General features: G+C 51.5%; 14 protein-coding genes and 1 other RNA gene. 6 read left to right on the top strand and 9 right to left on the bottom strand.

Features of this window, described 5'->3' with window-relative positions; all coding sequences use genetic code 11:
• Positions 1 to 16: 16 nt before the first annotated feature.
• Positions 17 to 934, bottom strand: a complete 918-nt coding sequence (locus NST26_RS10930) for a LysR family transcriptional regulator (RefSeq protein ID WP_209874261.1) — start codon at positions 932 to 934, stop codon at positions 17 to 19.
• 14 nt (positions 935 to 948) lie between these two features.
• A complete protein-coding gene (locus tag NST26_RS10925) occupies positions 949 to 1,575 on the bottom strand; it encodes a rhomboid family intramembrane serine protease (RefSeq protein ID WP_340954173.1) in 627 nt (208 codons plus the stop codon).
• A gap of 112 nt (positions 1,576 to 1,687) precedes the next feature.
• Between NST26_RS10925 and tpx the strand changes: the two genes are divergently transcribed.
• Positions 1,688 to 2,206: a thiol peroxidase gene (gene tpx / locus NST26_RS10920; RefSeq protein WP_076078429.1), complete on the top strand. Its 519-nt coding sequence runs from the start codon at positions 1,688 to 1,690 to the stop codon at positions 2,204 to 2,206.
• Between the two features lie 195 nt (positions 2,207 to 2,401).
• Here the strand turns inward: tpx and NST26_RS10915 are convergent, their stop codons facing one another.
• From NST26_RS10915 to NST26_RS10905, 3 genes are all read right to left on the bottom strand, one after another.
• Complete coding sequence (locus NST26_RS10915) at positions 2,402 to 2,791, bottom strand: DUF1499 domain-containing protein (RefSeq protein WP_036725209.1); 390 nt, start codon at positions 2,789 to 2,791, stop codon at positions 2,402 to 2,404.
• Positions 2,792 to 2,940: 149 nt separating this feature from the next.
• Positions 2,941 to 3,132, bottom strand: a non-coding RNA gene (ssrS, locus tag NST26_RS10910) — 6S RNA.
• Between the two features lie 104 nt (positions 3,133 to 3,236).
• The gene (locus NST26_RS10905) at positions 3,237 to 4,085 is read right to left on the bottom strand and encodes a YesL family protein (protein ID WP_339255366.1); all 849 of its coding nucleotides are present in this window, start codon (positions 4,083 to 4,085) and stop codon (positions 3,237 to 3,239) included.
• A 179-nt stretch (positions 4,086 to 4,264) separates the two neighbouring features.
• Here NST26_RS10905 and NST26_RS10900 point away from each other — a divergent pair, with 179 nt between their 5' ends.
• Entirely contained in the window at positions 4,265 to 4,360 is a 96-nt protein-coding gene (locus NST26_RS10900; RefSeq protein WP_036702210.1) for a hypothetical protein, read from the top strand.
• A gap of 75 nt (positions 4,361 to 4,435) precedes the next feature.
• On the opposite strand, the gene NST26_RS10895 is transcribed toward NST26_RS10900, so the two are convergent.
• Entirely contained in the window at positions 4,436 to 6,103 is a 1,668-nt protein-coding gene (locus NST26_RS10895) for a DEAD/DEAH box helicase (RefSeq protein WP_036725212.1), read from the bottom strand.
• A 326-nt stretch (positions 6,104 to 6,429) separates the two neighbouring features.
• Here NST26_RS10895 and NST26_RS10890 point away from each other — a divergent pair, with 326 nt between their 5' ends.
• The 4 genes from NST26_RS10890 (at position 6,430) to NST26_RS10875 (ending at position 10,581) form a co-directional block, all read left to right on the top strand.
• Entirely contained in the window at positions 6,430 to 7,257 is an 828-nt protein-coding gene (locus NST26_RS10890) for a YitT family protein (RefSeq protein WP_036725214.1), read from the top strand.
• 175 nt (positions 7,258 to 7,432) lie between these two features.
• Positions 7,433 to 7,621, top strand: a complete 189-nt coding sequence (locus NST26_RS10885) for a hypothetical protein (RefSeq protein WP_171718441.1) — start codon at positions 7,433 to 7,435, stop codon at positions 7,619 to 7,621.
• 241 nt (positions 7,622 to 7,862) lie between these two features.
• Entirely contained in the window at positions 7,863 to 9,092 is a 1,230-nt protein-coding gene (locus NST26_RS10880; RefSeq protein ID WP_339255364.1) for a putative glycoside hydrolase, read from the top strand.
• A gap of 133 nt (positions 9,093 to 9,225) precedes the next feature.
• Entirely contained in the window at positions 9,226 to 10,581 is a 1,356-nt protein-coding gene (locus NST26_RS10875) for an MATE family efflux transporter (RefSeq protein WP_340954176.1), read from the top strand.
• 95 nt (positions 10,582 to 10,676) lie between these two features.
• Here NST26_RS10875 and NST26_RS10870 read toward each other — a convergent pair whose 3' ends face one another.
• From NST26_RS10870 to pfkA, 3 genes are all read right to left on the bottom strand, one after another.
• The gene (locus NST26_RS10870) at positions 10,677 to 10,937 is read right to left on the bottom strand and encodes a metal-sensitive transcriptional regulator (RefSeq protein ID WP_036725219.1); all 261 of its coding nucleotides are present in this window, start codon (positions 10,935 to 10,937) and stop codon (positions 10,677 to 10,679) included.
• A gap of 16 nt (positions 10,938 to 10,953) precedes the next feature.
• Positions 10,954 to 13,440 carry a CoA-disulfide reductase gene (locus tag NST26_RS10865; protein WP_340954179.1) on the bottom strand — a complete coding sequence of 829 codons (2,487 nt, stop codon included), beginning with the start codon at positions 13,438 to 13,440 and terminating at the stop codon, positions 10,954 to 10,956.
• 147 nt (positions 13,441 to 13,587) lie between these two features.
• On the bottom strand, positions 13,588 to 14,559 hold the full coding sequence (gene pfkA, locus NST26_RS10860; protein ID WP_036725223.1) for a 6-phosphofructokinase: 972 nt from the start codon (positions 14,557 to 14,559) through the stop codon (positions 13,588 to 13,590).
• Between the last annotated feature and the right edge of the window lie 24 nt (positions 14,560 to 14,583).

Below are 14,583 nucleotides of genomic sequence, written 5' to 3'. Positions count from 1 at the left end.
ACAATACCCCGGTAGGCTATGAGCCGACCGGGGTATTGTCTGTGTGCCTGTCTTTGAAATAGGTAAGCAGAAAGTTACGGAAGGACTGGGCGACCAGCGGCAGCTTGCCTTCTGCCCGGTGAATCAGCCCGACGGTTCTGGTAATCGTAGGCTCCACCACCCGGACCTGTGCAGGCTGCATCGGGTTGGTCTGGTAGAGCGCCATCTCCGGCAGCAAGCTTACCCCCATCCCGGCGGCTACCAGACCGCGGATTGTATCGGTCTCCCCGCCTTCAAAAGCAATCTGCGGCTTGAACCCTGCCGCAAGGCAGGCCTGCCACACAATCGGCCGCAACGAGTAGCCTTGGCTGAACAATACGAACTTCTCGTCCCGCAGCTGTTCCAGCCGGATCACTTCCCTGCTTGCAAGCGGATGATTCTGCGGCAGAATGGCGAACAGCTCCTCGGTCATTACGATATCTCCGGCCACATGCCCTACATTCTCCGGGAACGGCGAGATGAATGCCAGATCCACCTCTCCAGAGATAACATCCTTGATTAAGGATGGATAGGCTCCCTGCTTGAAGCGGAATTTCACATGGGGATAATGGCTGCGGAACTCCGCCACAATGGAAGGAATCAGATGGGTCCCGAGGCTATGCGGGAAGCCGATGCGGATCTCGCCGCGCTCCGGGTCAAGGAATTCATGCACCTCCGCCACCGACCGGTCGAGTTCATTCAGGACCGACTCCACTCTTTTGCAAAAGAGCTGCCCGACAGGCGTAAGCTGCAGATTCCTCCCCTTCTGCATGAACAGATCCACTCCCAGCTCCTGCTCCAGCTGATGAATCTGGCGGCTTACCGCAGATTGTGCGACATGCAGCTCCTCCGCCGCTCTGGTGACATGTTCCTTCTGGGCAACCTTCAGAAAATACTGCAGCTGTCTAAGCTCCACGATTACACCCTTCCTTATCGACGTTTTCGTTTGAATACACGGATGATTAGCCCATAGATGAAGAATCCGGCGATCAGGCCGCCGATATGAGCTATATAGTTGATATTTTGAGCGGCAAAGGATACGATAATCCCCATCACCAGAAGTCCGTAAAGCGTCTTGCGCGAGCCCTCATCCATCATTGCCCTTTGGAACACCGCAATATAGAGGAATGCGCCATAGACGGCGTAGATCGCCCCCGAGGCCCCTACAGAGACAATTCCAATCTCCACATTCCCTCGGCTGCTTATAAGAACCCACAGCAGATTAGCAATGAAGCCGCCGCCCAGATACAGCAGTGCATAACGCCACCAGCCCATCAACCGCTCCAGCGGCGGGGCGAACACAAGCAGCGAGAAGGTGTTGAAGAACAAATGAGCGAAGCCGTTGTGAAGGAACATCGCCGTCACGCAGCGCCACAACTCATCCGTTTCCGCACCCACATTGACCGTAGCCCCGTACTCCACAAGTGTATACAGGTTGGTGGAGCCGCCATTCAGGGACAGCACGATGAACATAACCACATTGGCCAGAATCAGCGCACAGGTTACAGGATAATACCGGAGATAGCTTCTCCACTTCTCATACCTTATAAAAATCATAACATCCATCCTTTTATGTATGTTGTCCAGCTCGACATCCAGCTTCTAAAAAGATTATAATTTATTCTGGCAGGTACATGCCAATAATGCAATTCAAGGAGGAAACAAGGACATGACGCAAGAAAGAACAGGCGTAGCCACTTTTAAGGGCAACCCCATTACTCTGGTAGGCCCGCAGCTGAAAGCCGGAGATTCCGCGCCGCAATTCACGGTAAGCAAGAATCTCCTGGAAGATGTTACACTTACAGAATACGCTGGAAAAATCAAGCTGATCAGCGTTGTACCTTCCCTGGATACCGGTGTGTGCGATGCGCAGACCCGCCGCTTCAACAGTGAGGCTGCCGGTCTTGGCGATGATGTAGTCATTCTCACCATCAGCACAGATCTTCCTTTCGCCCAGGCCCGCTGGTGCGGCGCCGCAGGCATCGACAGTGTAATCACCCTGTCCGACCACAAAGAGACTTCCTTCGGACAAGCCTATGGCGTCCTGATCAAAGAATTCCGCCTCGACATGCGCTCCATCTTCGTTGTAGACAAGAACGACACTTTGGCTTATGTCGAGTATCTCGGTGAAATGGCTGAGCACCCGGACTACGAAGCGGCGATTTCCGCAGTTAAAGCTCTGCTCTAGGCTTAAACGGACAGCACTGATATGTTATACAGCATCCAAGACTATAAATGTACATTTTTGAAAAAAAGCGGCAGAAGGTCATCCTTCTCCGCTTTTTGCGTATGATGATCAATAAGGAATAGCCGTGCCCGGAACAGACTGTCCCACTCCCGGAAACCGCATACAATCCCGGCAATACATGCCCGAATGCTGTCCTTAATCCACCTTATATTTGCCCAGCTTCTTATCCAGAGACTGGTACAAACGCTGAATGACACGGTAATTGGCACCCAGATCGCCAAGCGACCCTCTGGATGCTGAATATATATCTACGGCACAGCGTACGGGCGTGGTGCTTAACACAGATACGGTAATATCCAGCGAGCGGCCTAACGCCGTTCTTTTCTCCAGGGTAATCTCCCCTACAGACTGCACTTCATGCAAGACCTTATAACCAGGAATTTTCTTCAGCGTTGCGGATACTTCATCCCACGCCTTGTCTCTTGAAAGATTGTAATAACGCGTTTTCAATGCCGGATCTTTGGCACGGTCGCTTGTTCCGTCATGACTGCGAAATAAACCGACCAAGGTTCTTTTCAACGACAAAATTCTTCCCCCTCTTCAAATCCCAAGTTCACTACCCTAAGTGTAACACTCTTGTCCGCGGAACAAAAGGGCATTGCTCACTTTAACCTTGAAAAAGGCACCCTCTACCCGCTAGTGAGCAGGTAACAGGATGCCTTGTCAATTCCATTAGAAAACCCGCCTATGCCGTCCGGCTGCAGTGTCTTCTGAACCTGCTAGAGCAGGTGGGTGACCGCAGAAGTCGTTTTTGAATTCCCCAGGTCATATAGACAGGGCTGTTCAGCCGCGCTTCATGTAGATCTCCCAAGACATTATCATTGGTTCAAAACAACGAGCAACCATAACGTACATCGCAGGATTTATAAACATTATAGTGCGTTTTGACGAAAAAGTAAACCTGTATGCGCTTTATTTAACGCCGGGATCATTTTCCGTTGACATTACTGCCCGGATGATCACGGAAATGTTAAGTCCGCTTAAAATCCTTACCGGTGTCCTTATCTCTGTCGTCTTCATCCTCGTCTTCGTCATCATCGTCATCATCATCGGCCGGCAGACCTTCATTCTCAGCTGCTTCCAGCGCAGCCTGTTCTTCAGCCAGCTTCTTCTTCTCCACTTGTAGTTGCAGCTTATTGTATGTAGCGAAGAAATTAAAGAAGGCGAGCATAGCAATCAGCGTAGGAATACACAGCACATAGAGCACCGGATACCGCAGACCTATATAAAGAAGAACGCCTGAACCAATCAACGTCGAGAACACACGGATCGGCCGGGCGATCGTGAGCAGAATCGAATTGGTTACCACTTCCTTGAACGTCATCTGGTAGTGAACCACGATGGAGAAGAAGTTAAACATCGATACGAACAAAATAATCATCAGCACCAGCATCAAGATACCGACAATCTTGAAATTCGGCATTTGCGTCATGTATACGGTCACATCAACGTACATCACGACAAACAGCAGGGTGTAGATAAGCCCTCCCAGCATGCTTTTCAGATAATTCTCTTTGTATCCCTGAAAAAAAGTGCGGAATGTACTTACATCGGTATTGCCCATTACCCATTTGCGCACCACTGTAAATAACGCCGACGTAGCCGGAAATACAGTGAATGGCGCGAATACACCAAGTACCCAGTTCAGCATAATCTGCTCATTCGGTCCGCCTGCTCCTGAACCCAGCATGAGGATCTTCATAATTCCTGCGAACAGAAACGGTATCGAACACAATGCCCATAAAATATTGCTGAAGGCGATGCGTGAGATCCATTCCGTGATGCGGTATATACCGCCCATTGCTCCTTTAAACTCCAATTCCCTTCCTCCTGTCTATCTTGTGCATACTGCGTATCTTAACTATACCTGTTTGTACAGGACTTTTCCAGCGCCCAAGTTTACAAGTTCTAGGTAAGTGTCTAAGCAAGCTCCGCAATACGTCCATATATTACATTGTAACCACAACAAATCCCCCATGCTCAAAGGAGGTTGACCTCATGTCCGCACCTGGCTGCTGCAATCCCTGGACTTCCACCGGAACAATTCTCGTGCTCTTCATCCTGCTGGTCATCATCAGCCGTACCTTCATCTAAGTGAATCCACAGCAAAAAAAAGAAGACGGGAACCGGTAACGGTTGCTCGTCTTCTTCAAGGTGTTCTGTTATAGCTTAAGCGTCAAAATCCTGCTTGGCCGGGCGGGTGCTTGTGCTGCTCGGACGCGAGGAAGGTCTTCCGTCTGTGTTACGGCTCGCTCCATCACGGTTGCCTTTGTAGCCGCCGCCGTAGCTGCTGCCGCTTCCGCTGTTGCCGCCATAGCCGCTGCTGTAGCCGCCACGGGTGCTTCCGCCGCTGCTGGCATTGTCACGATTTCCGCGATAGCCGCCGCCGCTTGCATTGTCTCGGTTGCCGCGATAGCCGCCACCAGAGCTAGAACCGGAACCGGAACGGTTGCCGCCATAGCCGCCGTTAGGCTTACGCCCGCTGCGGATGTCGTTCTTGCCGCCGCGGCGCTTGGCACGGATCGGATCTTCAGGAGTCAACTCAATTTGCGCATCCTTGTTATCGCCGGTAAGAAGCTTCATAGCTGCGGACAGCAACTGTACAGAATCATATTGCTCCAGCAATTGAATGGCAATGCCTTTGTATTCGTTCAGTTCGCCAACCTCAACCATTGCAAGCAGACGTTCTGCTGTAATGCGTTGTTTGCCTTCAATAGCCTCGGCCATCGTAGGAAGCGGTTTGCGGGTAATGCGGTGACGGGTCACGCGTTCGATCAGGTGCAGGTGATCCATTTCGCGCGGAGTTACGAAGGACCAGGCTGTTCCTTCTTTGCCGGCGCGGCCTGTACGGCCGATACGGTGTACATAGCTCTCCGGGTCCTGCGGAAGGTCGAAGTTGATTACATGCGTTACGCCGGATACGTCCAGGCCGCGTGCAGCTACGTCTGTAGCAACCAGTACATCAATGCTGCCGTCGCGGAATTTGCGCATTACAGCATCCCGCTGGTTCTGCGACAAGTCGCCATGCAGGCCGTCAGCGGAATATCCGCGCTTCTGCAAGCCTTCTGCAAGCTCGTCTACCCGGCGCTTCGTGCGGCCGAATACAATTGCCAGATCTGGCGATTCCATGTCAATCAAGCGGCTAAGCGCTTCGAATTTCTGGCGTTCAGGCACTTCAACATAAGCCTGGTCGATAAGCGGTGCGCTAATCTGTTTAGGAATTACGGATACATGCTGCGGGTTCTTCAAGAACTGCTGGGCAAGGCGTTGAATGTTAGGAGGCATAGTAGCCGAGAAGAGCATGGTCTGACGTTCTTCAGGAACGAGCTTGAGGATGGTCTGGATATCCTCCATGAAGCCCATATCTAGCATTTCATCGGCTTCATCCAGTACGATCGTCTGAACATCATCCAGGCGGATGGTCTTGCGGTTGATATGGTCCAGGAGGCGTCCTGGTGTACCAATAATAATCTGTGGTTTTCTCTTCAGTCCGCGGATCTGGCGGCCGATATCCTGCCCGCCGTAGATAGCCAGTGAACGAAGTCCTTTGAAGCGGGTCAACTTACCGATTTCTTCAGCGACCTGGATGGCCAGCTCACGTGTTGGCGTCATTACCAGTGCCAGAATCTTCTCTTCTTCTCTTGCGATCTTGGAGATGAGGGGAATCCCGAAGGCTGCGGTCTTACCTGTACCCGTCTGTGCCTGTCCGATAAGATCCGATCCGGCCATAGCAAGCGGGATAGCCTGCTCCTGGATTGGTGTTGCTTCCTCAAATCCTAGCTCTGTGATTGCTTGAAGTACTTTTGGCTCCAAGCCGAATTCTGCGAATGTTTTCAAATTATTCATGCTCCTTCTATACAGTGGACATTCCACATGCTTGTCTGTATTCTTAAGTAGCGGTAAACACATTTATAGGCTGTCCAATCATGCCGGATTTTCTGCATGGTTTAGCGCGTATTGGGACAAACAACTGTCCTATGATCAGGCCACTACATACACCTGACAATTGTAGCTTCGCATTCTAAGCAATGCAAAAATACCATTGTAACGTCCTACTCAAGAATATCCTATACATTATATCACAAACCCAATCAGGAATACCAGTGTATTCCTTACTTTCATTACTTACATGACACTCACACTACACTCAGAGGTGAATTTGCTTGGTTAAACTAAGATTATTCGGGAGCTTTCTTGCCGTCCTCTTCGGTTCAGCGATGATCGCAAGCGGCTTTAATCTGTTCCTGATCCCCCACAGACTGCTCAGCGGAGGCGTATCCGGCCTCGCCATGCTGGCCGGTTATTTCACTCCTTTTAACATCAGCTTACTCTATTTACTCTTCAATATCCCGCTGCTTGCTACAGGATGGTTCCAGCTGGGCCGCCGGTTTATTATTCTCAGCATGGTCTCTGTAGGTGCTACCACCTGGCTGATGACGGTGGTACCGGTCTTTCAAGTATCCTCGGATATGCTGCTTGCCTCTGTTTTCGGCGGGGTGCTTGTGGGTGCCGGTGCGGGCATCTCCTTCCGTGTAGGAGGCTCCTCAGGCGGCTTCGATATTCTGGGCTCCATTATAACACGGTACCGGGATTTCCCGGTAGGCAGTGTGCTGGTCGGTCTCAATGGTCTCGTCATTCTTGCTGCGGCTTATTTTGACGACAACTGGAATCTGGCGCTGGCTTCGATGGTCTCCATTTACGTCACCGGCAAGGTGGTCGACCTGATTCATATCAGCCACATCAAAGTTACCGTGTACATTATCACCAACCGGACTGACGAGCTGCTGCAGCAATTGCTGGGCCTTCAGCGCGGCGTTACAAAATTTAAGACAGAAGGTGCTTATTCTCATGTAGAACGGGACATGCTAATGACAGTGACCACACGGTATGAGCTTGCAGAACTGAAACGTATTATTAAAACAAGCGACCCGCAGGCTTTTGTAAATATCGTTGAGACTGTCGGTGTGATGGGCTCTTTCCGCAAACGGTAATTCATAAGAAAATGCTTATCCGTTCAAATTATGTTATATTATAGCTACGCAGGACCTTAACAATTTCATGAAGATTGTGATTTACCCTCTTTTTTCCAGGCACTTCGTTTTTCCGGGTGGACCCTGAATTCTGATTCAGTTCGATTCGAAAAAGGAAAGGGTGATTTTTGTGGAAATGGAAACGGTAAAACTGTCAGCAATCGTCATGAGGTGGTATCCGGATATGATACCGTTCCTGAAGCAGGACGAACTCAATTCTGTAATCGTACTGCGTGACGGTCTGAGTATTCTGGAACCGGCAGATGCCATGGATATCATCCATTACAGCATTTGCGAGCATCAGAATTCTGCGTATCTTCATTAAGCAAGCTGCCCTAAAGAGCAAGTTGTAATAGTTGCCGCCCTGGTCATTGGCCTTCGTGCCAGTCCGGGGCGGCATTTACTTTTATAATCAGCGGTTCAAAATCTGTACATCCCGTTTATAAACAACAAGAGCGGAAATATGACCTCAAAAAATTACGGGTATTGTTACAAGTCTGTTCTTTTTGGGTGCATCCGTTACCTTATACTTTATAAGGAATGTACATAAAGGGAGCGAATAAGAAATGAATATCACCTGGGCTTTACTGATGATGGCCCTGGGAGGCGTAGGTGTTCCGAATCAAGGACATGAAGCCGATGTGGCAGCAGCCCTGCAGAGCGCCATGAATCCCCCCATCGTCGCAGAACACACCACCAATCCGGACGCAGCAGCATCACCGAACGGAGGCGGCACTGCCTCTCCTGCACCTTCACCAAGCGCATCGCCGGAGACAGCACTTCTTGCCGATCCGCAGCCGGATGCTCCCAAGGTTAAAGGGATATACGTGACTGCCTACAGTGCCGGGGGTGCACGGATGGAGACCCTGCTTGCCCTGCTGGACAAGACTGAGCTCAACTCCATGGTTATCGATATTAAAGATGATGCCGGATACATCACCTACAAAACGGACAATGCTGAACTTCAGCAAATGGGACATCCACAACCGTTCATAGGTGATATCAACAAGCTGATGACCCGCCTGAAGGAGCATGATGTCTACCCGATTGCGCGTATCGTAGTATTCAAGGATTCTGTGCTCGCCAAAAAGAACAAGGAATTATCCTTCGTGAACAAAGACGGCTCTGTCTGGGCCAACAAAGGCGGAGACAGCTTCGTCAATCCTTATAATGAAACTGTGTGGAAGTATAACGTAGATATTGCCAAGGAGGCCGTTAAGCTCGGGTTCAAGGAAATCCAGTTTGACTATGTACGCTTCCCTGAAGGCTTCGAGAAGCGTGCGGACACTCTGAAATACACGAAGAGTGACAGACCGCGCGTGGAAATCATCGCCGACTTTGTCAAGTATGCCAAAGCTGAGCTCGCTCCGCTGGGAGTTCGGATCTCTGTAGATATCTTCGGATATGCCGCCTCGGTACCTGCCGCAGAAGGCATCGGACAGGACTTCGTGAAGATCTCCAAGAATGTCGATGTTATCAGCCCGATGGTCTATCCGAGCCATTACTCCACCGGCTGGTTCGATGTGAAGGACCCGGACAAAGACCCTTATGCTACCATTAAGGGCTCAATGGTCGATACACACAAGAAGCTCAATCCGCTAGGCAGCTACAAGCCGGTCATCCGCCCATGGATTCAGGATTTCACCGCCAGCTGGCTGGGCAGCGGGCATTATGTCAAATACGGCAAGAAGCAGGTCGAAGATCAGATCCGTGCCTTGAAGGATCAGAATATTGACGAATTCCTGCTATGGAATGCCAACAACCGCTACACCGCCGATGTGAAGTATGACCAATAAGCTTTCTGCAATTATCCGGACGTATCCATAGCCGCATGATATCCAGAGCCCGGCAGCTGCCGGGCTTTTTACTGGGAATATTTACACTGGGAAAATAAGTATTCAAAATAAAGATAACGGGGCATTGATCATTATGAAACAGACAACTTCCATTAAACAAAAGGCCGGGCAATTCCTGCATATATTGCTTCCGATTCTGATTACTCAGATTGCATTGTCGGCCATTACCTTCTTCGACACCAATATGTCCGGCAAATTCGGCACGAATGATCTGGCCGGCGTAGCCATCGGCACAAGCCTGTGGATTCCGATCCAGACAGGCCTTAGCGGTATTCTTATGGGGATTACACCCATTGTGTCTCATCTCCTCGGCAGCAAGCGGGGTAAGGATGTGGCTAACCAGGTGATGCAGGGCATTTGGCTCTCCCTGATCGTATCCGTGCTCGTGCTGATTCTTGGCAGCCTCGCTCTCACACCGATCCTGAATTTCATGAATCTAGAGCCTGCGGTACGAGATATTGCCTTCCGCTTCCTCGGTGCTATTTCCTTCGGCATTATCCCGCTGTTCGGCTATACCGTTGTCCGCAGCTGTATTGATGCCCTGGGTCAGACCCGTGTCTCCATGTTCATCACCCTGATTGCCCTGCCGGTCAATGTGGGGCTTAACTATCTGCTGATCTTCGGTAACTTCGGCTTCCCCCGCCTTGGCGGAGTAGGCGCAGGCGTAGCCTCTGCGATCACGTATTGGGTCATTTTTCTGATTGCCCTAATCTTCGTCTACCGGGCTGAGCCTTTCCGCAATCTGCAGATTTTCCGTAAATTTCACGCGGTGTCCCTGGTAAGTCTCAAGGAGCTGCTGAAGATTGGTGTGCCTATCGGCTTTTCGATCTTTTTCGAGACGGCGGTGTTCTCGGCTGTAACCCTGCTGATGAGCCGCTTCGATACCATTACAATCGCTGCCCATCAGGCCGCCATTAACTTCGCTTCCACCCTTTATATGATTCCGCTGAGCATCTGCATGAGTCTGACGATTCTCGTCGGCTTCGAGAGCGGCTCCGGCCGGCTGAGGGATGCGCGCCAGTATGGCATTATGGGCATTGGTACGGCGGCTGTCCTCTCCCTGCTCACAGCGCTGGTGCTGCTCTTCGCCGGGAATCATGTCGCCGGACTGTATTCGGATGACCAAGAAGTGATCTCGCTGATCCAGCATTTCCTGATCTACGCGATCTTCTTCCAGATCTCCGATGCCATCGCAACCCCGACTCAAGGTGTGCTGCGGGGATATAAGGATGTTAATCCTGCGTTCGTCATCTGCTTCATAGCCTATTGGGTGATCGGCCTGCCCGTCGGCTACCTGCTCGCCACTTATACTGAGCTTGGGGCTTACGGCTACTGGATCGGACTCATTACCGGCCTTGGAATCGGCGCAATTCTGCTCCTGGGCCGGCTCGTCAGGGTGCAGCGCAGATTCGCCCCGGAGAAGGCATGAAATAGCACGGAGCTCCACAAAAAAGTTCTTGTCTTATAACAAAAACAGCCACAGACATCCGGGAGATTTCACCCTTCGTCTGTGGCTGTTCTTCATTAACGGCTCTTTACAAGCAAATCTACTGCTTCCTTAATCACTTGATCAGGGGAGTTCCCCTTCGCAAGCTCTTCCTGAATACAGTGCTCCAGATTGTCTCCGATCACTGCACCAATAGAGCGGTCTACGGCTGTTCGGATCGCTGTCAGCTGAGTCACAATCTCGCGGCAATCTTTGCCTTCCTCCAGCATCCCGAGTACTCCCCTCACCTGACCTTCGATACGCTTCAACCGGTTGCTAATAGCTTTATCATACTCCACTGTCCCTTGGCCCCCTCTAGATGAATAAGTTCACGCCGGAATCCTCGGCAGCTCCAAGATAGCTGGCAACACCGCCGAAGTCTACACCTTCAATTAATTCCTCCTGCTTGATGCCCATGATGTCCATGCTCATCGTGCAGGCCATCAGCTTAACCCCGGCATTCAGTGCGCCTTGCATCAGATTCTCCAGGGATTCCACATTCTTGCGGCCCATAGTATAGCGGATCAGCTTCGACCCAAGCCCGCCCATGTTCATGCGGGATAAGGGAAGCTTCCGCGTTCCCTTCGGCATCATCATGCCAAACATCCGGTCTAGAGCATTCTTCTTCACCTGCGGAGACTGCCCCCGGCGCAGAACATTAAGCCCCCAGAAGGTAAAGAACATGGTTACCTGCTTGCCCATTGCTGCGGCGCCTGTTGCAATAATGAAGGAAGCGATAGTTTTATCCAGATCACCGCTGAAAACAATCATCGTTGTACCTTCAGAGACCGCTGACTGTTCCGCCGGAACTACGGTTCTGTCTGCCGGGTCTACTCCCTTCCGTACCAGCGCCTGAACCTTGCCCCCGGATACATCCACAGCTTCCAGTGTGTTCCCTGTCTTGCTGCACCACTGCCTGATATCAGCGGCAAAACCGAAATCCGTTGCAGTGATCTCAACCCGCTGGCCTTCCTCCATTAAGCTTATAGTCTCATATACTTTGAGTATAGGGCCGGGGCACTGTAATCCGCAAGCATCCAGCAGGAGCTGCGGCTTAGGGCTGAGCTGTTCGTGGCTATGGACTATACTGGCGGGAGACGGGGCATTCACTTTTAAAGCCGGCGTCTCTCTTTTGCCGGAATCATCAGTGTTATCCCCCCTTGCCATCGCTGCGTATGTTTTGTACCCTCCGTCAACATTTCGTACTGCATATCCGTATTGGATTAACATGCGGGCAGCAATGTAGCCGCGCAGCCCTACCTGGCAGGACACGGCGATCTCCCGCTCTCCAGGAATCTCTGTGAGCCGGTCTCTCAGCCCAGCCAGCGGAATGTTGATGGAACCCGGAATGAACCCGGCTAAACGCTCTGCTTCGTCTCTGACATCAATGATGAGGCCGCCACTACGTGTGAATTCGTCCACTTCATGCCATTGCAGATTACGGACGAGTCCCTCCATCAGATTGGAGGCAACATAGCCCGCCATATTGACCGGATCTTTGGCCGAGGAATACGGCGGCGCATACGCCAGCTCCAGATCGGCCAGCTCATCTGCCTTAAGCCTGCTGCGGATCGCGGTGGCAATGACATCTATTCTTTTGTCCACTCCGGCACTTCCGGCCGCTTGTGCTCCATAAATCTCTCCTGTCTGCGGGTTGAACAGCAGCTTAAGCGCTATTGGTGCAGCACCGGGGTAGTAACCGGCATGAGAATTCGGATGGATATGCACAGCTTCATAAGGTACCCCAAGCGACTTCAGCGTCTTCTCGTTGTTCCCGGTCAGCGCAGCAGTCATATCGAAAATTTTGATAATCGCAGTACCTAATGCCCCAGTGTAAGAGGCTTCCCGGCCGTTGATATGATCGGCGGCCAGACGCCCCTGCCGGTTCGCTCCCCAGGCCAGGGAGACCATGGTATCGAACCCTTGAACGCGGTCCTTCACTTCAATGACATCCCCTACGGCATAGATGGCCGGATCACTGGTCTGTAGCGAGGCATTGACCTTAACCGATCCCCGGATGCCCAGCTCCAGCCCGCAGCTCCGTGCCAGGTCATTCTCAGGACTGACCCCAATCGCCAAGATAACCATATCTGTTCTAAGCTCCCCGCCGGAGGAGAGACGGAGCAGGCTGCCTTGCTGTTCAATAGCCTCTACACCCTCATTCATCCGCAGTTCCACCCCGTGCAAACGCATATGCTCTTCCAGCGGACGAACCATCTCGAGATCAAGCGGGTTCAGAATCTGCTGCCCCCGGTCAATCACAGTGACATCAAGCCCCCGCTCCCGCAGGTTCTCCGCCATCTCAAGACCAATAAAACCTGCACCAATTACAGTGGCATGCCGGGGGTGACGGCTGTCCACATAGGCCTTGATACGATCTGTATCAGGAATGTTCCTTAAGGTAAACAGGTTCTCAGCCTCTGAAATACCCGGAATCGGAGGAACTATCGGCTTCGCTCCCGGTGAGAGTACTAAGATATCATATGGAATCTGCAGTCTCTCGCCTGTTGTAACATTGCGGCAGTGTACCTGCTTATGTTCACGGTCAATCTCTGTCGCCTCGGTAAAGATTCTCACATCAATATTGAAGCGTGCCCTAATTCCAGCCGGTGTTTGCAGAAACAGCTTGTCCCGGGAATCAATACTCTCCCCAATATAATAAGGCAGCCCGCAATTGGCAAAAGAAACATGCTCTCCCCGCTCAATCATGATAATGTTGTCTTCTTCGTTCAGTCTTCTTAGGCGTGCCGCAGCGGATGCCCCTCCGGCAACACCGCCGATAATGACTATAGTTCTACTCATGCTTATTCCCTCCTAATTGTATACCCCTATGGGTATTAATATATACGGGTGGGGGTATACTGTCAAGTCAAAAAAGAGCAGCCCCTTCCGGTGATGGAAGGCTTGCTGCTCCGGTGAAATTTGAAGATCCTATAAATTCTGCTGCTCTTACTGGGACAAACGGGAAGCCAGCTCATACAGCTCAATATTGAAATCCTTCTTCGTATTCACTACCTTATCGATATCGGTCAGGGTCAATTCCCCTTTAATAATTCCGCATGCCTTGTCCGATTCGCCTTCGATCAGCTTACGGACCGCGAAATCAGCCAGACGGCTGGCGAGGTTACGGTCTCCTGGTGTTGGAGTACCTCCGCGCTGAATGTGTCCCAGTACCGTAACACGGGCATCCAGGGAAGCATGGCGGTCTTTGAGTGCCTGAGCAACATCCTCACCCTTGCCGACGCCTTCAGCTACAATGACGATACTGTGACGTTTGCCGCGTGCGAAATTATCCTTCATCCGGTCAGCTACCTCATTCAGGTCATAAGGCATTTCCGGCACCAGAATCGTCTCCGCCCCGGAAGCAAGGCCTGCATGCAGAGCGATATCTCCGCAGTGACGCCCCATAACCTCTACGATGGAGGAACGCTCATGGGATGACATGGTGTCGCGCAATTTATTGATCGCATCCACTACCACGCCAACGGCAGTATCGAATCCGATAGTGTAGTCTGTGAACGATATATCATTATCAATGGTACCCGGCAGAGCCATCGTCTTGATTCCAAGCTTGCTGAGCTTGTTGGCGCCATGGTAAGAGCCGTCTCCGCCGATAACAACCAGACCGTCGATGCCGAGCTCATTCAGAATGTCAGCACCTTTCTGCTGGCCTTCCGGCTTCATGAACTCCAGACAGCGTGCAGACTGCAGAACCGTACCTCCGCGCTGGATGATATCTCCGACACTGCGCAGATCCATCGGGAAAATGTCGCGGTTCAGCAGGCCCTGATACCCGCGCTGAATGCCGAATACTTCAATTCCGAAGTAGATCGCGCTGCGGACAACCGCACGCACTGCGGCGTTCATCCCCTGGGAGTCTCCTCCACTGGTTAATACTGCGATTTTTTTTACGTTTGACATTCTGTTAGTTCCTCCTTAAATTTG

It is taken from the genome of Paenibacillus sp. FSL R7-0128 (assembly GCF_038002245.1).
Classification (GTDB): domain Bacteria; phylum Bacillota; class Bacilli; order Paenibacillales; family Paenibacillaceae; genus Paenibacillus_AQ; species Paenibacillus_AQ silagei.
This window is presented reverse-complemented; position numbering and strand designations above follow the sequence as displayed.

Excerpts from the sequence above, each read along its gene's own strand:
- NST26_RS10925 (WP_340954173.1), bottom strand. The coding sequence starts at position 1,575 with ATGATTTTTATAAGGTATGAGAAGTGGAGAAGCTATCTCCGGTATTAT.
- tpx (WP_076078429.1), top strand. The coding sequence starts at position 1,688 with ATGACGCAAGAAAGAACAGGCGTAGCCACTTTTAAGGGCAACCCCATT.
- NST26_RS10900 (WP_036702210.1), top strand. The coding sequence starts at position 4,265 with ATGTCCGCACCTGGCTGCTGCAATCCCTGGACTTCCACCGGAACAATT.
- NST26_RS10885 (WP_171718441.1), top strand. The coding sequence starts at position 7,433 with ATGGAAACGGTAAAACTGTCAGCAATCGTCATGAGGTGGTATCCGGAT.
- NST26_RS10880 (WP_339255364.1), top strand. The coding sequence starts at position 7,863 with ATGAATATCACCTGGGCTTTACTGATGATGGCCCTGGGAGGCGTAGGT.
- NST26_RS10875 (WP_340954176.1), top strand. The coding sequence starts at position 9,226 with ATGAAACAGACAACTTCCATTAAACAAAAGGCCGGGCAATTCCTGCAT.
- NST26_RS10865 (WP_340954179.1), bottom strand. The coding sequence starts at position 13,440 with ATGAGTAGAACTATAGTCATTATCGGCGGTGTTGCCGGAGGGGCATCC.
- pfkA (WP_036725223.1), bottom strand. The coding sequence starts at position 14,559 with ATGTCAAACGTAAAAAAAATCGCAGTATTAACCAGTGGAGGAGACTCC.